17 protein-coding genes are annotated in these 20,070 nt (G+C 71.9%); 3 read left to right on the forward strand and 14 right to left on the reverse strand.

Going from position 1 to position 20,070, the window contains the following annotated elements:
* The first annotated feature begins 36 nt into the window (after window positions 1-36).
* Window positions 37-372, forward strand: coding sequence for a hypothetical protein (locus tag BKA18_RS07525; RefSeq protein WP_006607759.1), 336 nt, complete (start codon window positions 37-39; stop codon window positions 370-372).
* 27 nt (window positions 373-399) lie between these two features.
* On the opposite strand, the gene der is transcribed toward BKA18_RS07525, so the two are convergent.
* From der to aroH, 5 genes are all read right to left on the reverse strand, one after another.
* Window positions 400-1,860 (reverse strand): ribosome biogenesis GTPase Der, encoded by a 1,461-nt coding sequence (gene der, locus BKA18_RS07530; RefSeq protein ID WP_366047893.1) that lies wholly within the window; start codon window positions 1,858-1,860, stop codon window positions 400-402.
* Window positions 1,861-1,946: 86 nt separating this feature from the next.
* Window positions 1,947-2,603 (reverse strand): lysophospholipid acyltransferase family protein, encoded by a 657-nt coding sequence (locus tag BKA18_RS07535; RefSeq protein ID WP_366047894.1) that lies wholly within the window; start codon window positions 2,601-2,603, stop codon window positions 1,947-1,949.
* Window positions 2,600-3,343 (reverse strand): (d)CMP kinase, encoded by a 744-nt coding sequence (gene cmk / locus BKA18_RS07540; protein WP_006607762.1) that lies wholly within the window; start codon window positions 3,341-3,343, stop codon window positions 2,600-2,602. Before cmk ends, BKA18_RS07535 begins: the two co-directional genes overlap by 4 nt.
* Before the next feature lie 86 nt (window positions 3,344-3,429).
* Window positions 3,430-4,515, reverse strand: coding sequence for a prephenate dehydrogenase (locus tag BKA18_RS07545; protein ID WP_006607763.1), 1,086 nt, complete (start codon window positions 4,513-4,515; stop codon window positions 3,430-3,432).
* Window positions 4,512-4,874: a chorismate mutase gene (gene aroH / locus BKA18_RS07550; RefSeq protein WP_366047895.1), complete on the reverse strand. Its 363-nt coding sequence runs from the start codon at window positions 4,872-4,874 to the stop codon at window positions 4,512-4,514. The genes BKA18_RS07545 and aroH overlap by 4 nt, the downstream gene beginning before the upstream one ends.
* A 224-nt stretch (window positions 4,875-5,098) precedes the next feature.
* Here aroH and BKA18_RS07555 point away from each other — a divergent pair, with 224 nt between their 5' ends.
* Window positions 5,099-5,794, forward strand: a complete 696-nt coding sequence (locus BKA18_RS07555; RefSeq protein WP_366047896.1) for a nucleotidyltransferase domain-containing protein — start codon at window positions 5,099-5,101, stop codon at window positions 5,792-5,794.
* Window positions 5,795-6,395: 601 nt separating this feature from the next.
* Here the strand turns inward: BKA18_RS07555 and BKA18_RS07560 are convergent.
* The 9 genes from BKA18_RS07560 to pyrG form a co-directional block, all read right to left on the reverse strand.
* Window positions 6,396-7,586: a pseudouridine synthase gene (locus BKA18_RS07560; RefSeq protein WP_366048295.1), complete on the reverse strand. Its 1,191-nt coding sequence runs from the start codon at window positions 7,584-7,586 to the stop codon at window positions 6,396-6,398.
* Window positions 7,586-8,320 (reverse strand): SMC-Scp complex subunit ScpB, encoded by a 735-nt coding sequence (scpB, locus tag BKA18_RS07565; RefSeq protein ID WP_366048296.1) that lies wholly within the window; start codon window positions 8,318-8,320, stop codon window positions 7,586-7,588. Before scpB ends, BKA18_RS07560 begins: the two co-directional genes overlap by 1 nt.
* Complete coding sequence (locus tag BKA18_RS07570; RefSeq protein ID WP_366048297.1) at window positions 8,317-9,546, reverse strand: segregation/condensation protein A; 1,230 nt, start codon at window positions 9,544-9,546, stop codon at window positions 8,317-8,319. The genes scpB and BKA18_RS07570 overlap by 4 nt, the downstream gene beginning before the upstream one ends.
* A 93-nt stretch (window positions 9,547-9,639) precedes the next feature.
* Window positions 9,640-10,302 carry a hypothetical protein gene (locus BKA18_RS07575; protein ID WP_366048298.1) on the reverse strand — a complete coding sequence of 221 codons (663 nt, stop codon included), beginning with the start codon at window positions 10,300-10,302 and terminating at the stop codon, window positions 9,640-9,642.
* The gene (locus BKA18_RS07580; RefSeq protein ID WP_030078562.1) at window positions 10,287-11,303 is read right to left on the reverse strand and encodes a ParA family protein; all 1,017 of its coding nucleotides are present in this window, start codon (window positions 11,301-11,303) and stop codon (window positions 10,287-10,289) included. The genes BKA18_RS07575 and BKA18_RS07580 overlap by 16 nt, the downstream gene beginning before the upstream one ends.
* Window positions 11,304-11,792: 489 nt before the next feature.
* The gene (gene ald, locus BKA18_RS07585) at window positions 11,793-12,908 is read right to left on the reverse strand and encodes an alanine dehydrogenase (protein ID WP_093488518.1); all 1,116 of its coding nucleotides are present in this window, start codon (window positions 12,906-12,908) and stop codon (window positions 11,793-11,795) included.
* 168 nt (window positions 12,909-13,076) lie between these two features.
* Entirely contained in the window at window positions 13,077-15,209 is a 2,133-nt protein-coding gene (locus BKA18_RS07590; RefSeq protein ID WP_366048299.1) for a tetratricopeptide repeat protein, read from the reverse strand.
* 175 nt (window positions 15,210-15,384) lie between these two features.
* A complete protein-coding gene (locus BKA18_RS07595; protein ID WP_366048300.1) occupies window positions 15,385-16,011 on the reverse strand; it encodes an NUDIX domain-containing protein in 627 nt (208 codons plus the stop codon).
* A 97-nt stretch (window positions 16,012-16,108) separates the two neighbouring features.
* Window positions 16,109-17,782 carry a CTP synthase gene (pyrG, locus tag BKA18_RS07600; RefSeq protein WP_366048301.1) on the reverse strand — a complete coding sequence of 558 codons (1,674 nt, stop codon included), beginning with the start codon at window positions 17,780-17,782 and terminating at the stop codon, window positions 16,109-16,111.
* A gap of 405 nt (window positions 17,783-18,187) precedes the next feature.
* On the opposite strand from pyrG, the gene BKA18_RS07605 reads away from it, so the two are divergent.
* Window positions 18,188-20,029 (forward strand): glycoside hydrolase family 15 protein, encoded by a 1,842-nt coding sequence (locus BKA18_RS07605; protein ID WP_429638221.1) that lies wholly within the window; start codon window positions 18,188-18,190, stop codon window positions 20,027-20,029.
* Window positions 20,030-20,070 lie beyond the last annotated feature (41 nt).

Consider the following 20,070-nt stretch of genomic DNA (forward strand, 5'->3'; position numbering starts at 1 on the left):
CCGCATCCCGGGGCCTTCGGGGTCGTTGGCACATACGTGCACGCATACGACCCCTCCCGCGCCCCGTACACCCACCCGATCCCCGGCATGCGCCCGTCGTACGAACACGGGACGACGCACACCGCGGAGCACGGCTCGGCCACCCCGATCTATGACGCGCTGTACGCCGAGTACCGCCGCTCCTTCCGGGCGCTGCCCGGGGACCGTACGGACGAGCCGGAGGTCCCGGAGGTGCTGCGCGGCGCCGGGGACTGGAGCCATACGGCACCCACGGGCCACTGGGAGGTCGTGAGCCGCCCGCCGTACCACCCGCGGGGCCACGCCCCGGCGCTGCCGCCGGCGCAGCGGGACAACCGGCCGCACGGACGCTGATCCGCCCGCGCGGCCCGGGGACCGCCGCTACTTCTTCCTGCCGCGCTTCTCGCGGACGCGCACGGAGATGTGGACCGGCGTCCCGTCGAAGCCGAACTCCTCGCGCAGCCGGCGCTCGATGAAGCGGCGGTAGCCGGCCTCCAGGAAGCCGGAGGCGAAGAGGACGAAGCGCGGCGGCTTGGTGCCCGCCTGGGTGCCGAAGAGGATGCGGGGCTGCTTGCCGCCGCGGATCGGGTGCGGGTGCGAGGCGACGATCTCACCGAGGAAGGCGTTCAGCCGCCCGGTGGGAATCCGGGTCTCCCAGCCGGCCAGCGCGGTCTCGATCGCCGGGACCAGCTTCTCCATGTGGCGGCCGGTGCGCGCGGAGACGTTCACCCGCATCGCCCACGGGATCTGTACCAGGTCCCGCTCGATCTCCCGCTCCAGGTAGAAGCGGCGCTCCTCGTCGAGGGTGTCCCACTTGTTGTAGGCGATGACCAGGGCGCGGCCGGCCTCGACGGCCATCGTGATGATGCGCTGGTCCTGGACGCTGATGGATTCGGACGCGTCGATCAGGACGACGGCGACCTCGGCCTTCTCGACGGCCGCCGCGGTGCGCAGCGAGGCGTAGTAGTCGGCGCCTTCCTGGAGGTGCACCCGGCGGCGGATACCGGCGGTGTCCACGAACTTCCAGGTCTTGCCGCCGAGTTCGATCATCTCGTCGACCGGGTCACGGGTGGTGCCGGCCTGCTCGTTGACGACCACCCGCTCCTCGCCGGCGACCTTGTTCAGCAGCGACGACTTGCCGACGTTCGGCCGGCCGATCAGCGCGACCCGGCGGGGGCCGCCGAGGGCGGCGCCGAAGGTCTGCGCGGGCGCCTCGGGCAGGGCGTCCAGTGCGGCGTCGAGCATGTCGCCGGTGCCCCGGCCGTGGAGGGCGGAGATCGGGTGCGGCTCGCCGAGGCCGAGCGACCACAGCATGGCGGCGTCGGCCTCGCCTGACGGGCCGTCGACCTTGTTGGCGACCAGGACCACGGGCTTGCCGGCGCGGCGCAGCAGCTTGACGACGGCCTCGTCGGTGTCGGTCGCGCCGACCTTGGCGTCGACGACGAAGACCACCGCGTCCGCGGCCTCGATGGCGAACTCGGCCTGCATCGCCACGGAGGCGTCGATGCCGAGGACGTCCTGCTCCCAGCCACCGGTGTCGACGACCTTGAACCGGCGGCCGTTCCAGTCCGCCTCGTAGGTGACGCGGTCGCGGGTGACGCCCGGCTTGTCCTCGACGACCGCCTCACGGCGGCCGATGATGCGGTTCACCAGCGTCGACTTGCCGACGTTGGGGCGGCCGATGACGGCGAGGACGGGCAGCGGACCGTGGCCGGCCGCGGCGATGTCGCCCCCGACCTCCTCCAGGTCGAAGCCCTCCTCCGCGGCGAGCTCCATGAACTCCGCGTACTCGGCGTCGCCAAGCGCACCGTGCTCGTCGCCGGTAGGGATCTGGTCGTTCATGAAGTCCGTTCCTCACGCATTCAATGTGCGGCTACCGCCGCGTGGTCGGTGGGCCGCTCGTCCGCGGCCCACTACTCAAGTGTGGGTCAGCGCCCGGTCAGGCGGCGCGCCCGGTCCAGGTGGGCGGTCAGCCGCTCCTGGATCCGTACGGTCGCCTCGTCGAGCGCCTTACGGGTGCGCCGGCCGCTCTGGTCGCCCGCCTGGAAGGCGTCGCCGAAGACGACGTCGACGCGGGCGCGCAGCGGCGGGACGGCGGAGGTCAGCCGGCTGTGCCGGTCCGTGCTGCCGAGCACCGCCACCGGCACGACCGGGGCGCCGGAGCGCACCGCGAAGTACGCCAGACCGGCCCGCAGGGAGGCGAAGTCGCCTTCGCCGCGGGTGCCTTCCGGGAAGATCCCCAGCACCCCGCCGTCCTCCAGTACCCCGAGCGCGTCGGTGATCGCCTTGCGGTCGGCGGTGCTGCGGTCCACCTTCACCTGCCCGATGCCCCGCAGGAACGGGTCCAGCGGGCCGACGAAGGCTTCCTTCTTGATCAGGAAGTGCACCGGTCGCGGCGCGGTGCCCATCAGCATCGGGCCGTCGATGCCGTGCGAGTGGTTGACGGCGAGGATCGCCGGTCCGGTGGACGGCACCCGCCAGGCGCCCAGCACCCGCGGCCGCCACAGCCCGTACATCAGGCCGATGCCGATCCGCCGGCCGACCGCGGCCCCTGCCGCGCTCGGCGCCCTGCCGCTGTCGGTCACCGGGCGACCCGCCCCGCCTTCTCTGCGCCGGCGCCCTCGATGAGGGTGACCACGCACTCGATGACCTGCTCCAGGGTCAGCTCGGTGGTGTCCACCTCGACCGCGTCGTCCGCCTTGGCCAGCGGGGAGGTCTTGCGGCCGGAGTCGGCGGCGTCCCGCTTGATCAGCGCCTCGCGGGTGGCGGCCAGGTCGGTGGCCTGCTGGGGGTCCTTGCCCTTGAGCTCGCCGCTGCGGCGGGCCGCCCGCGCCTCGGGGGAGGCGGTCAGGAAGACCTTGAGGTCGGCGTCGGGCAGGACCGTGATGCCGATGTCCCGGCCCTCGACGACGATGCCGTTCGGCGCCTCGGCGGCGATGGAGCGCTGCAGGTCGGTGATCAGGGCCCGCACCTCGGGGACCGCGCTGACGGCGCTGACCGCGGCGGTGACCTCCTGGGTGCGGATCGGGCCCGCGGCGTCCAGGCCGTCGACCGTGATGGTCGGTGCGGCCGGGTCGGTGCCGGAGACGATCACGGGCTTGGCGGCGGCGTCGGCCACCGCGGTCGCGTCATCGACGTCGATGCCGTTGTTCAGCATCCACCAGGTGATCGCGCGGTACTGGGCACCGGTGTCGAGGTAGCCGAGGCCGAGCTTGGCGGCGACGGCCTTGGACGTGCTGGACTTGCCCGTGCCTGCGGGGCCGTCGATGGCGACAATCACTGCTGCCGGGGCGGTCCGAGCGGCGGTTTCCACGGTGACGAACACCTTTCTTGTACACGGGGCGGGGGTCCAAGGGCCATAAGGGCCTCGCACAAGGTTACTGGCTCACCCGCACCGCCCCGTCCACGGTGTCACTGCCGGATGGACCAGCCCCGCTCCCGCAGCTCCGCGGTCAGCCCCGGCACAGCCTGCGGCTCGACCATGAGCTGGATGAAGCCCGCCTGCTGGCCGGTGGCGTGCTCGATGCGGACGTCCTCGATGTTGACCCCGGCCCGGCCGGCGTCGGCGAAGATCCGGGCCAGCTCACCGGGCTGGTCGCCGATGTAGACGGCGACGATCTCGTAGGTGGCCGGGGCGGCGCCGTGCTTGCCGGGCACCCGGTCCCGGCCGGCGTTGCCACGGCGGAGCACGTCCTCGATGCCGAGGGCGCCGCCGCCGCGCTTCTCCTCGTCGGCGGACTCCAGGGCCCGCAGCGACCGCACGGTCTCGTCGAGGTCGGCGGCGATCTCGGACAGCACGTCGGCGACCGGGCCCGGGTTGGCGGACAGGATGTCGATCCACATCCCCGGGTCGGAGGCCGCGATCCGTGTCACATCCCGGATGCCCTGGCCGCAGAGGCGCACGGCGGTCTCGTCGGCGCTCTTGAGCCGGGCGGCGACGAGGCTGGAGAGCAGCTGCGGGGTGTGCGAGACCAGGGCGACGGCGCGGTCGTGCGCGTCCGCCTCCATCACGACCGGGACGGCCCGGCACAGCGCGACCAGCTCCAGGGCGAGGTTGAGCACCTCGGTGTTGCCGTCGCGGGTGGGGGTGAGCACCCAGGGGCGGCCCTCGAAGAGGTCGGCGGTGGCGGCCAGCGGGCCGGAGCGCTCCTTGCCGGCCATCGGATGGGTGCCGAGGTAGCCGGACAGATCGCAGCCCATCGCCTCCAGCTCACGACGCGGGCCGCCCTTGACGCTGGCGACGTCGAGGTACGCGCGGGCCACCCCGCGGCGCATCGCGTCCGCCAGGGCCGTGGCGACATGGGCCGGCGGGACGGCCACGATGGCCAGATCGACCGGCTCCGCGGGCGCCTCGGCGGTGCCCGCGCCGAGTGCGGCGGCGGTGAGGGCCTGGGCCTGGTCGTGGTCCTCCAGGAACACCTGCACGCCCCGTGCGTGCAGCGCGAGGGCGGCCGAGGTGCCGATCAGGCCCGTTCCGATGACGAGTGCGGTCCTCACTGCGCGATGTCCTTCCGCAACGCCCCGGCCGCGCCGAGGTAGACATGGGCGATCCCGGCCTTGGACAGGTCGGTCTCGACATGGGCGAGCACCCGCACCACGCGCTCCATGGCGCCGGCGACGTTCAGCTCCTGGGCGCAGATCAGCGGGACGTCCGTGATGCCCAGGGCGCGGGCGGCGGCGGCCGGGAAGTCGCTGTGCAGGTCGGGGGTGGCGGTGAACCACACGCTGATGAGGTCGTCCGCGAGCAGGCCGTTGCGCTCCAGGATGGCGGTGAGCAGCTCGCCGACCTGCTCCTGCATGTGCTCCGCGTCGTCCCGCTCCAGCTGGACGGCCCCGCGGACCGCTCGTACCGCCACGTCACTGCTCCCCTGCGTCCGGCCGCACGCACCTGCGCGCGTCCAGATCAGCGTAACCAGCCGCACCGACATTCCGTGTCCGGCGGCCGGACAGGGGAACGGGCCGGCCCGCGCCCGTGCAGGCGGCGATCTTCCGCGCACCGACCGTGAGCACGCCGTCCCGCGTTCCCGATCGGCCGGCAAAACGGGTGACATTCGCCCTCCCACCAGCGACAATCTCCGCCATGTCGGAAGCCGCCGCAGGTCACTCGCTGGTCGCCGAGCACACCGTGTACGCATGCGTCATGGGCTCGCGCGCCTTCGGACTGGCCACGGAGACCAGTGACACCGACCGCCGCGGGGTCTATCTCGCCCCCACCCCGCTCTTCTGGGGCTTCGAGAAGCCGCCCACCCATGTGGAGGGGCCGCGCGAGGAGGAGTTCTCCTGGGAGCTGGAACGGTTCTGCCAGCTGGGGCTGCGCGCGAACCCCACCATCCTGGAGTGTCTGCACTCCCCCTTGGTCGAGCGCATCGACCCCGTCGGGCGGGAGCTGCTCACCCTGCGGCAGGCGTTCCTGTCCCGGCAGGCCCACCGCACCTTCGCGGGCTACGCCACCGGCCAGCTCAAGCAGCTGCGGGCCGAGGTCCGGCAGCACGGCGCGCCCCGCTGGAAGCAGGCCATGCATCTGCTGCGGCTGCTGGCCAGCTCGCGTGATCTGCTCCGTACGGGCGTGCTGACCCTGGATGTCGGCCCGGAACGGGAGGCGCTGCTGGCGGTCCGGCGCGGGGAGGTGCCCTGGGCCACGGTGGAGCGGCGGATGGCGCGGCTGTCCGAGGAGGCCGAGGCGGCGGTGTCCGGGTCGCCGTTGCCGGCCGAACCGGACCACGGCCGGGTGGCGGACTTCTTGTTCCGAGCGCGCCGAATCTCTGCCCTTGGCTGACGGTCCGCTGCGCTTGGCTGGCTTCCCACGTTGTCGGCTTTCCCGCCGTGGTGGTTTCTCGACGTTGCGCTTTGCGGCGCACCCGCACGTTTTCGGCTTTCCCGCCGTGGTGGTTTTTCGCCGTTGCGCTTTGCGGCGCCGCCGCACGTTGTCGGCTTTCCCGCCATGGGTGTTCTCGCCGTTGCGCCTGCGGCGGGCGTGGTTTGTCGGGTGCGGTGCCGCTCCTCCGGACTTCGTCCTGCGGCTCGGCCCCTCCCGTGAGTGGGGGAGGAAAAAGGCCGGTGGGGGTGCTCGTAGGTGGTCCAGTGCGCCTCGTCGGTCCCAGTGAACTGGCTACGAGTGGCCCGCCCCCACCCACCTTCACTTTCCCCACAACGGGAGGGGACGGGCCGGAGGGGCCTGTTGTGTGGACGTAAAGCGAAGCAGTCCACACAACAGGCCCCGGAGGTCCGTCACCGCACCCGACACCCACCCAGCCCGCCGCAGGCGCAACGGCGAGAAGCAACCACGGCGGGCCAGCCGACAACGTGCGGCGGCGCCGCAAAGCGCAACGGCGAGCAACACCCACGGCGGGAAAGACAAAAACGTGGGAAGGAACGAGCTAGAGCTCGACCTCGCGCATCAGCATGCCGACCTCGGTGTTGGTCATCCGGCGCAGCCAGCCCGACTTCTGGTCGCCCAGCGCGATCGGGCCGAAGGCCGTCCGCACCAGCTTGTCGACCGGGAAGCCGGCCTCGGCCAGCATCCGGCGCACGATGTGCTTGCGGCCCTCGTGGAGGCTCACCTCGACGAGGTAGTTCTTGCCGGTGTTCTCCACGACCCGGAAGTGGTCGGCACGGGCGTAGCCGTCCTCCAGCTGGATGCCGTCCTTGAGCTGCTTGCCCAGGTCGCGCGGGAGCGGGCCCTGGATCGCGGCCAGGTAGGTCTTCTTGACGCCGTAGCGGGGGTGCGTCAGACGGTGGGCCAGCTCGCCGTGGTTGGTGAGCAGGATGATGCCCTCGGTCTCCGTGTCCAGCCGGCCGACGTGGAACAGCCGCGTCTCGCGGTTGGTGACGTAGTCGCCCAGGCACTGGCGGCCGTCCGGGTCCTCCATCGTGGAGACGACACCGGCCGGCTTGTTCAGGGCGAAGAAGAGGTACGACTGGGTGGCGACCGTCAGGCCGTCGACCTTGATCTCGTCCTTCTCCGGGTCGACCCGGACGCCCTGCTCCATGACGATCTGGCCGTTGACCTCGACCCGCGCCTGGTCGATCAACTCCTCGCACGCCCGGCGCGAGCCCATACCGGCCCTGGCCAGCACCTTCTGCAGCCGCTCGCCCTCCTGCTCGCCGAAGGTCTTGGGGGTCTTGACCTGCGGCTTGTTGTGGCGGGCGCGGTTGCGCTCCTCTACCTGGGCGTCGTACTCACGGGGCCGCGCGGGCGCCTGGCCCCGGCCGCGCTGGGGACCGCCCTTGGCGCCCGGGCGGGCACCCTTGGATGCAGCTCCGGTACGGGGGCCTCCCTTGGCGCCGCCGCGGGCCGCCGCGCCCCGGCTGCCGCCGCTCTTGGCACCGCCGCCCTTGGCGCCGCCGCCCGCGCGCTCGTCCTTGCGGCCCGAGGAGCCGCCGGGACCACCGGATCCACCGGTGCCGCCGGATCCGCCCACGTCGTAGCGGCGCTCCTCGGGACGGGGGCGGCCCGCGCGCTGCTGCTTGTCGTCCCTCTTTCCCCCAGCCTTCGGCTGGGAGGTGCCCCCCGCGCCGCGGTAGTTACCGCGCCCGCTGTCCCTGTCGTTCCTGCCGCTGCTTCGCATCAATGATCCGTCTGAGAGTCGCCGCTGTCGTCTACGTCGAACGACGGGATACCTTCCGGGGAGTCACCCTCGACCGCATCCGCCTCCGGGAGGAACGGTGCGAGCTCAGGGAGCTCGTCCAGGCCGCGCAGGCCCATCCGCTCCAGAAAGTAATTCGTCGTCCTGTACAGGATCGCACCTGTTTCAGGTTCCGTCCCCGCCTCCTCCACCAGGCCGCGCTGGAGGAGCGTGCGCATCACACCGTCACAGTTCACGCCGCGTACGGCCGAGACACGGGAACGGCTGACCGGCTGACGGTACGCGACCACGGCCAGAGTCTCCAATGCGGCCTGCGTGAGCCGGGCCTGCTGGCCGTCCAGAACGAAGCTCTCCACCGCGTCCGCGTACGCGGCCCGGGAGTAGAACCGCCAGCCCCCGGCCACCAGACGCAGATCGAATCCGCGGCCCTGGCGGGTGTAGTCGTCGGACAGCTCGCGCAGCGCCAGGGCGACCGCGCGGCGGGGCCGCTGCAGCACTCTGGCCAGGTGTTCCTCGGTCGCGGGCTCGTCGACGACCATGAGGACGGCCTCCAGCGCGGGCTTCAGCGCCAGCCCGTCGACGCCCAGCGCACCGGCCGGCGCCCCGGGCCGCTCCTCAGGACCACCGCCGGCCCCGGGCTGCGTGCCCGTCCCGGACTGCGTGCCCGCTCCGGCCTCCGTGACGTCGTACGCCTCACCACCGGCCACACCGCTCATGCCTGCTCCTCCTCCGCCTGCTCCGCGGGCTCCTCCCCGGCGGCGTGCTGCCCCGGCTCCCGGTCGAACTCATCCGTGACCTGCGGCGCGGCCCCCTCGGCGCCCGTCCAGCGGACCATCAGCTCGCCCAGGGCCTCCTCCTGCTCCAGGGCCACCACCCGCTCCCGGTAGAGCTCCAGGAGGGCCAGGAAGCGCGCCACGACGGTGAGGGTGTCCGGGGCGTCGGCGACCAGCTTCGCAAAGCTGGCCTCGCCCGCCTCCCGCAGCCACACCATCACCACCTCGGCCTGCTCGCGCACGCTCACCAGCGGCGCGTGGATGTGGTCGACGTAGACCTGCGGCTTGGCCTTGGGCTGCATCGCCTTCACCGCGAGCCGGGCGAAGCCCTCCGCGCCGATGCTGATGACGACCTCGGGCAGCAGCTCGGCGAGGTGCGGCTCCAGCCCGACCGTACGGGGATGGCGCCGGCTCTCGTCCGCCAGCCGGCCGCTGAAGATGTCCGCGATCCGCTTGTAGGCGCGGTACTGCAGAAGCCGGGCGAAGAGCAGGTCACGAGCCTCCAGGAGGGCGAGGTCCGCCTCGTCCTCCACTTCGGCCGCGGGCAGCAGCCGGGCCGCCTTCAGGTCCAGCAGGGTCGCCGCGACGACCAGGAACTCGGTGGTCTGGTCCAGGTCCCAGTCCGGTCCCATGGCGCGGATGTGCGCCATGAAGTCGTCGGTGACCTTCGACAGGGCGACCTCGGTGACGTCCAGTTTGTGCTTGGAGATCAGCTGGAGCAGGAGGTCGAAGGGGCCCTCGAAGTTGTCCAGGTGGAGGGTGAAGGTGCCCTCGCCGCCGTCGTCGGCCTCTACGGGCGCGGCTGCGGCGGCATCCGTCTCCGGGGACTCCTCGCCCGGAACGGCCGCCGGCTGCGGCACGTGAACGGCCTCGGGGCCGGTCGCCGCGTCGCCCCCCTGAGGCCCGTCCGCCGCGCCGTGTGGCTCGGTCCCGTCCGCCGCGTCAACGGCCTCGGGCTGTTCCGGTACGACCTCGGCCCCGGTCCCGGGCCCTGCCGCCGGGTCCACGGCCGGGGGCCGCACCGGCACCTCGACGGCTCCAGACTCCTCAGGCGCCTCGGGCATCTCAGGCGTCTCAGGCACCCCCGACGCCGTAGCTGCCTCGCCCGCCCCGCGCCCAAGTGGTCTGCGGGCGCGGGGCCGGGGGGCATCGTCGTGGGTCGTCGGCATCGCGGTCCATGCTGCTGTGGTCCCGTGCCGGGGGCGACGGGCTGGTCACGGGCGGGACACCCCGCCGAGGAGGCAGGCTATCCCGTCTCCGCCCTAACGCCCGCGCAGCCGCCGCACCAGGATGCTGGCGTCGCCGCGCGACTCCAGGTCGGCGAGGACGACGGCGACCGCCTCGCGGACGATCCGGCCGCGGTCGACGGCGAGGCCGTGCTCACCGCGCAGCACCAGCCGGGCATGTTCGAGGTCCATGAGCTCCTCGGCGGAGACATAGACGGTGATCTTCTCGTCGTGCCGTTCCCGGCCGCTGGGGCGGCGGTTGGCACCGCGGCCGCCGCGCCGCCGGCCCTGGCCGCCGGCCTGCTGCGCGGCCGCGGCCGCCGCGTCGGAACCGGCCTGGCCGCCCTGGCCCGCCTGGCTCCGAGGGGACTTGGCCGCCTCGCCGTCCGTCTCACGGCCACTGTGCTCGGCCGGGGAGCCGACGGCGGGCACTCGCGGCGGGGTCGCCGGTCCGCCGTCGCCGGCCGTGGCTGCCGGTGTGTCCGCCCCGGTGCCCGGCCGGCGCGTGCGGACCGCGGTGGCCGCCTCCGGCCCGTCCGCCGCCGGATCGGGTTCGCCGGCCGGTGCGGGCACCCGGGGCGCCTCGCCGGGCGCCGCCGAGCCGTTCGCCTGCCGACGGGGGCTGGAGGGCTGCAGGCCCCCTCCCCCGGTGGTACGGAACAGTTCGTCGGCTCCCGGCAGACTCACTCGGCGTGACACCGGGCGAGCACCTCCCTGGCGAGCTGGCGATAGGCGGCGGCGCCGACGGAGTTGGAGGCGTAGGTGGTGATCGGCTCGCCCGCGACGGTGGTCTCGGGGAAGCGGACCGTCCGGCCGATGACGGTGTGGTAGACGTGATCGTCGAAGGCCTCGACGACGCGGGCCAGGACCTCACGGCTGTGCACGGTGCGCGAGTCGTACATCGTCGCCAGGATGCCGTCCAGCTCCAGCTCGGGGTTGAGCCGCTCCTGGACCTTCTCGATCGTCTCGGTGAGCAGCGCGACACCACGCAGCGCGAAGAACTCGCACTCCAGCGGCACGATGACCTTGTGAGCCGCCGTCAGCGCGTTCACGGTGAGCAGGCCGAGGGAGGGCTGGCAGTCGATGACGATGTAGTCGTAGTCGGCCAGCAGCGGCTTCAGCGCACGCTGCAGGGTCGACTCACGCGCGACCTCGCTGACCAACTGCACCTCTGCCGCTGACAAATCGATATTGCTGGGCAGCAGGTCCATGTTGGGGACCGCGGTCTTCAGGAGCACCTCGTCGGCCGACATCCCCCGCTCCATGAGCAGGTTGTAGACCGTCAGGTCGAGCTCCATCGGGTTGACGCCGAGTCCGACCGACAGGGCACCCTGCGGGTCGAAGTCGACGAGCAGCACCCGTCGTCCGTATTCGGCGAGTGCGGCACCCAGGTTGATGGTCGAGGTGGTCTTGCCGACCCCGCCCTTCTGGTTGCACATCGCGATGATTTTGGCCGGGCCGTGGTCCGACAGCGGTCCGGGGATGGGGAAATAGGGGAGCGGGCGTCCGGTCGGGCCGACGCGTTCGCGGCGCTGTCGCGCGGCGTCCGGCGCGAGCGTCGCGGCGTATTCGGGGTCCGGCTCGTACTCCGCGTCCGGATCGTAGAAGTGCCCCTGGGGCAGGTCGTCGTAGTCGGCGAGACGGGCGGGTTCTCCACTGCCCCGGTCGCCGGCCATGGCGTTCACGTGATGGCCGTCCATGCTCTGGTGGGCTGTCGTGGAAATGCTCTGGTGGGCTGCGTAGGTGTGGCCCGCAACGGAGCCGACAGCCTCGCGCCCCGAGGGACCCTGGCCCCGTGCAACCACTCCTGGTTGACCACCTCCGGGAGAAAATGTCGACTCATTCACAAGTCGTCTTACCTCCTTGGATGTGACCAGGAAACTTTATCGATAGGTCAGCGTGGCACCATGCCGACGGTTGGCGACTCTATGGCGTGTCGGGCGTCCGCAGCAACACAATCCACCGGACCCGGCACGATGTGTCGGTAACCGGACCCCCCGATGTCAAGGGCGCAGGCGGTATCGCACCGATGTTTTGGGGGTGCGCGAATCGGTTAAAGGGTTACGTTCGCGGCGAGTTGAGAGCAGGCGTTCCGGAACACATGATTCCGCTGGTCGGACATGCGACCGGCCGGGCCCCGTGGACAGGACCCGGCCGGATGTGCCGCGTTGACGCGTGGCGTTGACGTGTCAGCCGAGGAGCGTGCGCAGCTCGATGTGCTCGAGGCCGTGGGCCTCGGCGACGGGCTGGTAAACCACCTTGCCGTCGTGCGCGTTCAGGCCCTTGGCCAGCGCCGGGTCACGGCGCAGCGCCTCGACCCAGCCGCGGTTCGCCAGCTCCACGATGTAGGGCAGCGTGGCGTTGGTGAGCGCGTGGGTGGAGGTGTTCGGCACCGCGCCGGGCATGTTGGCGACGCAGTAGAAGACCGAGTTGTGGACCGGGAAGGTCGGCTCGGCGTGCGTGGTGGGACGGGAGTCCTCGAAGCAGCCGCCCTGGTCGATCGCGATGTCGACAAGAACGCTTCCGGGCTTCATCTTCGCGACGAGCTCGTTGGTGACCAGCTTGGGGGCCTTGGCGCCGGGGATCAGGACGGCACCGACGACGAGGTCGGCGTCGACGACGGCCTTCTCCAGCTCGTAGGCGTTGGAGACGATCGTCTGCACCTTGGTGCCGAAGATCTTGTCGGCCTCGCGGAGCTTGTTGATGTCCTTGTCGAGCAGGGTGACGTGGAAGCCGAGGCCCACGGCGATCTGCAGCGCGTTCCAGCCGGAGACGCCACCGCCGATGATGACGGCCTTGCCCGCGTGGACACCGGGGACGCCACCGGGCAGCACACCGCGGCCGCCGGCCTGGCGCATCAGGTGGTAGGCACCGACCTGCGGGGCGATACGGCCCGCGACCTCGGACATCGGGGCCAGCAGCGGCAGCTGGCGGCCGGCCGTCTCGACGGTCTCGTAGGCGATGGCGGTGGTGCCGGACTCCAGCAGCGCGTCCGTGCACTCCTTGGACGCGGCCAGGTGCAGGTAGGTGAAGAGCGTCTGGTCCTTACGGAGCCGGTGGTACTCCTCCGCAATCGGCTCCTTGACCTTCAGCAGCAGGTCGGCGGCGCCCCAGACCTCATCGGCGGTGTCGAGGATGCTGGCGCCGGCGGCGACGTACTCCTCGTTCGTGATGGACGAACCGAGACCGGCGTCCTTCTCGATGACGACCTGGTGGCCGTGGCGGACGAGTTCGTTGACTCCGGCGGGCGTGATGGCCACGCGGAACTCGTTGTTCTTGACCTCGCGGGGGATGCCGACCTTCACGTCGATCACGGTCCTTGAAAGAGAGGGTGCAGGAGGAATTATCCCCTCATGCGCTGCATGACGGAACTGACCGCGCCGAACGCGGCCCCGCCAGTCTATTGAAGGAGCTCTTCTTGTCTAGCCTTGCAAAGCAATAATCTTTCGGAGTAGCACTACCGATTTCGTAGGTCACTCGGGGTAATCGTCGAGGAGTCGCTCTCCCACGGAGCGATGGAGCCGTGCCGCCGCGGGATCGCCGAGCCGATCGAGGGTGTCCGCAATCCGTAGTTGCAGGGCCGCCTCCAGTCGTCCGTCGCCCGCCTTGCGGGCGACGTCGAGGGCTTCGAGGCAGGTCCGCAGCGCCTCCTCGGGCCGTCCCGCGTACTCCTGCACCCGGGCCATCTCGCCGGTCGCCCGCGCCTGCCCGGAGATCTCACCGAGCCGGCGGTACGTCCGGGCGGCCGCCCGCCACGACGTGAGCGCCTCGCCCCATCGGCCCGCGTAGGTGTGTGCGCTGCCGATCCGGCCGTACAGCCGCGCCGCGTCGGCGCCCTCGTCGCGAGCCAGCCGCAGCTCCAGCGCCCGGCCGTACCAGTCGGCGGCCCGCTGCCAGTCGCCGAGCTGGGTGTACGTACCTCCCAGGGACTCCAGCGCCCGGCCGGTGGCCACCGGGTCCGGCACCGAGCGGGCCGCCTCCAGCGCGCTCCGGTAACGGGTGAGCGCTTGCGCGCTGCGTCCCGCCCGACCGTCCAGGTCGGCGAGGTTGAGCAGCGCGGCGGCCCGCTCGCGGGCCAGCCCCCGCCGTTCGGCGACCTGGAGGACGAGCCCGTGCAGCGCGTAGAGGTCCGGCGCGGCGGCCTCGGGGCCCTGGTGTACGAGCAGCGTGCGGGTCAGCGCGGCCATCAACCGCCGGTCCAGGGTGTCGAGTTCACCGTCCGCGACGGCGATCGCGGCGGCGTCGAGCAGCGCCACCCGACGGCTGCGCAGCCAGTGCGCGGCCGTGCTCTTCGAAGCGAAGCGCAGGGAGCGCGGCAGCCCGGCGACCTTGTGCCGGGCGGGCGAGTCGGCCGGCTCGCCCATCGCACGGCAGGACTGCAGCAGCCGTACGGTCCGCTCCAGCATCCGGGCGCGGGCGAGCTCAAGTTCCGCCGGGCGCTCGTGTTCCCTAAGCAGTGCGCGCACCAGCGGAGCGAGGCAGCCGGGCAGGCGGTACCGGGCGTGCATGGCGGCATCGGGTGTACCGGCGCCCGCCACCCCGTCCTCCGGTGCGGCGAGCGGCCGCAGCAGGCCGAGCGCGGCGAAGTCGTCCAGTGTCGTGGCGGCCGCGGCCACCGAGCAGCCGGCCAGCGCGGAGGCGAGGTGGGCGTCCACGAGACCGGCCGGCGCCAGGGTGAGCAGCCGCAGTATCCGGGCGGCGGGCGCCGGCAGCGCGTCATGGGCGAGCCGGAAGGCGCGGAACAGCGGGCGGGCGCCGGTGGGCAGGTCCTCGGGCAGCGGGACGGCATGCAGCGCCTGGCGCAGATCGGCGACCGAGGACATCGGGCGGGCGGCGAGCCAGGCACCGGCCAGCACCAGCGCGGCGGGCTGGCCACCGCAGTCCTCCACGACGCTGTCGGCGGTCCGGGGGTCGACGGTGATCCGGGTCGGTCCGGCGTAACGGGTGAGGATCTCGACGCCGGCCGCGCTGTCCAGCCCGCCCAGGGTGCACGGCCGGACGTCCGGGATGCCGGTCAGCGGCCCCTGGGAGACCACCACGACCAGGCAGTCCGGGGCGTCCGGGAGCAGCGGTTCGACCTGTTCCGCGCCGGGGGCGTCGTCCAGGAAGAGCAGGGCACGGCGCCCGGCGAGCGCCCCGCGCAGCTGCTCGGTCAGCTCGTCCTCGGCGGCGCCCGGCGGGGCACCGGCGCCCAGGGCGGCCAGCAGCTCACGGGCGGTACGGCCGGTGTCGGCCGGTTCGCCGCCCGGTCCGGTCAGGGTGGCCCGCAGCACCCCGTCGGGGTGGTCGCCGGCCAGCTCGCGCAGCAGCTCCTCGGCCAGGGCCGTACGACCGGAGCCGGGGCGGCCGGCGATCAGCAGCACCCGGCTGCGGGCGCCCTTGCGGCCGGAGAGGGTGTCCAGGCCGGCGCGGGCGATATCGGCGTGCAGCTCCTTGAGCTCACGGCGGCGCCCGGCGAAGTGCACAGGGGCGGGTGCGGGGACGGCCGGGCGGGCGGCGGCACCGTCCGGGCGGGACCGCGGGGCCCGCCTGCCGGATGCCGTCGCGGCGGGCGCCTCCCCCGTCTCCGGCAGGAGGGGTCCCCCGCCCACCGCCTGGTCCGTCACCGGTCACGCTCCCGTCCACCTGCGCGTACGAGTCCGCCGCTGGGGCGCGGACGGCACGCCGTCGAGCGTAGTTCACAGCCCGTCACGTCCGGTGCGGAGCAGGGCGGTTGAGTCACCCGATCGGATCGGCGGATCATCCGACAGACCTGTGGTGCGGCGGTGGCGGCCCGGCGGCTCAGGCCTCGAAGGGGCGGGCCGGCCACGGCGCGTCGGCCGGCCGGAGCGCGTCCAGGCCGGGGCCGCCCTGGGCCGCGGTGAGCGCGAGCACGCCGACGACGAGGCAGTTGTTGTGCAGCTCTCCGGCGAGCGCCCCGCGCACCAGCTCCTCCTGCGGCACCCGCGCCAGCTCCATGTCGGCCTCCTCCTCGGAGACCTCGAACCGCTCCCCCTCCGCCTCGGACAGCTCCCGGGCGAGGAAGATCCGCACGGCCTCGTCGCAGCCGCCGGGCGTGGTGTAGACGTCGGTCAGCACCCGCCAGTCCCCGGCCTTGACGTGCGCCTCCTCGTACAGCTCGCGCTGCGCCGCGTGCAGCGGGTTCTCGCCGGGGACGTCGAGCAGCCCGGCGGGGATCTCCCACAGCTTCTGGCGTACGGGGTGGCGGTACTGGCGCAGCACCAGCACCCGGCCCGCGTCGTCGAGCGCGAGGACGGCCACGGAACCGGGGTGGACCTGGTAGTCGCGCGAGACGGTGGCCCCGTCCGGCATGACGACCTGGTCGGTGCGCACGCTGGTCTTGTTCCCGGTGAACGGCGTCGTGGTCGCGGTGACCGTCCACTCCTCGGGGGTGTCCTTGATCGCCATGGCGCGTCCTCCTGTATATGCCTCTATCACGCAGAAACCGGGGTACGACCTCGAAGAACGAGGCCGTACCCCGGCAACCGTATCCGTCGCGGCGCGGCTACTTCACGGCACCCGTCTTGCGCGCGACCGCGGCCTTCACCAGCCCGGCGAAGAGCGGGTGCGGGCGGGTCGGGCGGGAGCGCAGCTCGGGGTGCGCCTGGGTGGCGACGAGGTAGGGGTGCACCTCGCGCGGGTACTCGACGTACTCGACGAGCTTGTTGTCCGGAGAGGTGCCGGAGAACTGCAGCCCGGCCTTCTTCTCCAGCTCGCCGCGGTAGGCGTTGTTGACCTCGTAGCGGTGGCGGTGCCGCTCCTCGACGTAGGGCTGGTCGTCGTAGACCTCGCGGACGATCGAGCCCTCGGCGAGCTTGGCCGGGTACATGCCCAGTCGCATCGTGCCGCCCATATCGCCCTCACCTGCGACGATGTCCATCTGCTCGGCCATCGTGGAGATGACCGGGTCGGCCGCGGCCGGGTCGAACTCGGTGGAGTTCGCACCCTCGATGCCGGCGAGGTTACGGGCCGCCTCGATGACCACGCACTGCAGGCCCAGGCACAGGCCGAGCAGCGGGAGCTTGTTCTCCCGGGCGTAGGTGATCGCGCCGACCTTGCCGTCCACACCGCGGTCGCCGAAGCCGCCGGGGATGCAGACCGCGTCACAGTCCGCGAGCTGCTCGGCGGCGCCGGCCGGGGTCTTGCAGTCGTCGGAGGTGACCCACTTCAGCTTCACGCGGGTCTTGTTCGCGAAGCCGCCGGCCCGCAGCGCCTCGGTGACCGAGAGATAGGCGTCCGGCAGGTCGATGTACTTGCCGACCAGCGCGACCGTGACCTCGTGGTCGGGGTTGTGGACACGGTCGAGCAGGTCCTCCCACTGGGTCCAGTTCACATCGCGGAACGGGAGGTCCAGCTTCCGTACGACATAGGCGTCCAGGCCCTCGGTGTGCAGGACCTTGGGGATGTCGTAGATCGACGGGGCGTCGATCGCGGCCACGACCGCGGCCTCGTCGACGTCGCACATCAGCGAGATCTTGCGCTTGATCGCGGTGGGGACCTCGCGGTCGGCGCGCAGCACGATCGCGTCGGGCTGGATACCGATGTTGCGCAGCGCCGCGACCGAGTGCTGGGTCGGCTTGGTCTTCAGCTCACCGGACGGGCCGATGTAGGGGAGCAGCGAGATGTGCACGACGAAGACGTTGTCCCGGCCGACCTCGTGGCGGACCTGGCGGACGGTCTCCAGGAACGGCAGCGACTCGATGTCGCCGACGGTGCCGCCGACCTCGGTGATGACGACGTCGACGTCCTCGGTCGCCATCCGCCGGATGCGGTGCTTGATCTCGTTGGTGATGTGCGGGATGACCTGCACGGTGTCACCGAGGTACTCGCCGCGGCGCTCCTTGGCGATCACGGTGTTGTAGACCTGGCCGGTGGTGACGTTCGCGGAGCCGTCGAGGTCGACGTCGAGGAACCGCTCGTAGTGGCCGATGTCCAGGTCGGTCTCGGCGCCGTCATTGGTGACGAACACCTCACCGTGCTGGAACGGGTTCATCGTTCCCGGGTCGACGTTCAGATACGGGTCGAGCTTCTGCATCGTGACCCGCAGGCCGCGCGCCTTCAGGAGAGCACCCAGGCTGGAGGCGGTGAGCCCCTTGCCGAGAGAGGAGGCGACGCCCCCGGTGACGAAGAGGTGCTTGGTCGTCGTGGCTGCATTCAATCGAGAAGCAGTGGGCGGCATGGCCAAGAGGGAGCTCCCGTGGTCGCGAGGTGGAGAGGTGCGAAGCGGCGCCGGCCTGGGGTTTCAGGGGTGCCCTCGCTGCGGTTCGGGGGTGCCTTCACCACTACCGTGACGTCCTGGGCGTCCCACCGGTCCACGGGGTACCAGGCTAACAGCGACCGGGCATGGTCGCGCCCGGCCGGAGGCGGAAACCCTGCGCGGGCGGCCAGGCTGCCCCCGGCACGTGACGGAGGCCACCCGTTCGGACCACTTCTCTGCTCGCGAGGGTCGCGCGCAGCCCCCGGGTGCGTCGTATCCTGCTCGGACACTCGCTACGAGCCGTCCGGGAAGGCACCACCCCCGCCCGATTTCCGGTCCCGCTGCTCGGCGACGTTTCATGGGCAGGACGGACAATCACAACGTCCCATGGGGGGCGTGACTCCAGTTCGACGGGAGACGCACGTGGCCGGGCGCATCGAGGACTACGCACTTATCGGCGATATGCAAACCGCCGCTCTAGTGTGCCGGGACGGCACGGTGGACTGGCTGTGCCTGCCCCGCTTCGACTCGCCGGCGGTCTTTGCCGGGCTGCTGGGTACGGAGGAGCACGGTTTCTGGCGGATGGGCCCGGTCAACGGGCCCGGCGGTCGGCCGGCGCCCGCCGACCGCCGGCGCTACCGGGGCGATTCGCTGGTGCTGGAATCGGAGTGGGACACCCCGCGCGGCACGGTCCGGGTGATCGACTTCATGCCGCCGCGCGATGGCGCCCCGCAGCTGATCCGCATCGTGGAGGGGGTCAGCGGCCGCGTCCCGATGCGCTCCGAACTGCGGATGCGCTTCTCCTACGGCTGGGTCGTGCCCTGGGTGCACAAGGTGGACAGCCGTACCGTCGCGGTCGCGGGTCCCGATTCGGTGTGGCTGGACACCGCGGCGGAGACCTACGGCAAGGACCTGACCACGTTCTCCGACTTCACCGTCGCGCCGGGTGAGCGGATCGCGTTCACGATCAGCTGGGAGCCCTCGCACAAGCAGCCGCCGGCCGTGGCGGACCCGGAGGGGTCGCTGGAGGCCACCGAGGAGTTCTGGCGCGAGTGGGTCGAGCACTGCACGTATCACGGGCCCTACCGCGATGCGGTGGTGCGTTCGCTGATCACGCTCAAGGCGCTGACGTACGCGCCGACCGGCGGGATCGTGGCGGCGCCGACGACCTCGCTGCCGGAGTGCGTGGGCGGCGTCCGCAACTGGGACTACCGCTTCACCTGGCTGCGGGACGCGGCGATCACCCTGTCCTCCCTGCTGCGCACCGGCTACCGCGAAGAGGCGCGGGCCTGGCGGGAGTGGCTGCTGCGAGCGGTGGCCGGCGATCCGGAGAACCTGCAGATCATGTACGGCATCGCCGGTGAGCGGGAGTTGGGCGAGAACGAGCTCAGCTGGCTTCCGGGATACGAGAATTCCCGTCCGGTGCGGGTCGGCAACGGCGCCGCCGGACAGCTCCAGCTCGATGTCTACGGCGAGGTCACCGAGGCGCTGCACCTGGCGCACATGACGGGCCTGGCCCGCAACGACTACGCCTCGCTGCTCCAGCTCAAGCTGATCCAGTGGGTGGAGAAGCACTGGGACGAGCCGGACGAGGGCATCTGGGAGGTCCGCGGGCCGCGTCGGCACTTCGTGCACTCCAAGGTCATGACCTGGGTCGCGGTCGACCGTACGGTCAAGCTGATCGAGTCCGGGGACGTCGACGGACCGCTGGAGCGTTGGAAGGACCTGCGCGAGACCATCCACCGGGACGTCTGCGAGAAGGGTTACGACAAGGAGCGCAACACCTTCACCCAGTCCTACGGCTCGCAGGAGCTGGACGCCTCGCTGCTGCTGATCCCGCAGATGGGTTTCCTGCCGCCGGACGACAAGCGCGTCATCGGCACCATCGAGGCCATCCAGCGGGAGCTGTCCACCGAGGACGGCTTCGTGCTGCGCTACCCGACGTCCGGTGCGGACGATCTCGGCGTGGACGGCCTGGAAGGGGAGGAAGGTGCCTTCCTGGCGTGCTCGTTCTGGCTCGCCGACGACCTCGCGATGATCGGCCGGGTGGACGAGGCCCGCAAGCTCTTCGAGAGGCTGCTCTCGCTCCGCAACGACCTGGGCCTGCTCGCCGAGGAGTGGGACCCCAAGGCAAAGCGGCAGGTGGGCAACTTCCCGCAGGCGTTCAGCCATGTTCCGCTGATCGACACGGCACTGCGGCTGACGGCCAGTGGGGCGTACGGGGGTTAGACCCCCTTTCGGGGCCCAACCGCCCGGCGTTCTTGGGTGCC

Source organism: Streptomyces auratus (assembly GCF_050433025.1).
Lineage (GTDB): Bacteria > Actinomycetota > Actinomycetes > Streptomycetales > Streptomycetaceae > Streptomyces > Streptomyces sioyaensis.

What these genes read in the sequence shown, in the direction of transcription:
- pyrG (WP_366048301.1), bottom strand. Translation starts at nt 17,782, where the DNA reads ATGCCGCCCACTGCTTCTCGATTGAATGCAGCCACGACGACCAAGCAC.
- BKA18_RS07560 (WP_366048295.1), bottom strand. Translation starts at nt 7,586, where the DNA reads ATGCGAAGCAGCGGCAGGAACGACAGGGACAGCGGGCGCGGTAACTAC.
- scpB (WP_366048296.1), bottom strand. Translation starts at nt 8,320, where the DNA reads ATGAGCGGTGTGGCCGGTGGTGAGGCGTACGACGTCACGGAGGCCGGA.
- BKA18_RS07570 (WP_366048297.1), bottom strand. Translation starts at nt 9,546, where the DNA reads ATGCCGACGACCCACGACGATGCCCCCCGGCCCCGCGCCCGCAGACCA.
- BKA18_RS07605 (WP_429638221.1), top strand. Translation starts at nt 18,188, where the DNA reads ATGGGGGGCGTGACTCCAGTTCGACGGGAGACGCACGTGGCCGGGCGC.
- BKA18_RS07595 (WP_366048300.1), bottom strand. Translation starts at nt 16,011, where the DNA reads ATGGCGATCAAGGACACCCCCGAGGAGTGGACGGTCACCGCGACCACG.
- BKA18_RS07555 (WP_366047896.1), top strand. Translation starts at nt 5,099, where the DNA reads ATGTCGGAAGCCGCCGCAGGTCACTCGCTGGTCGCCGAGCACACCGTG.
- BKA18_RS07580 (WP_030078562.1), bottom strand. Translation starts at nt 11,303, where the DNA reads ATGGACGGCCATCACGTGAACGCCATGGCCGGCGACCGGGGCAGTGGA.
- der (WP_366047893.1), bottom strand. Translation starts at nt 1,860, where the DNA reads ATGAACGACCAGATCCCTACCGGCGACGAGCACGGTGCGCTTGGCGAC.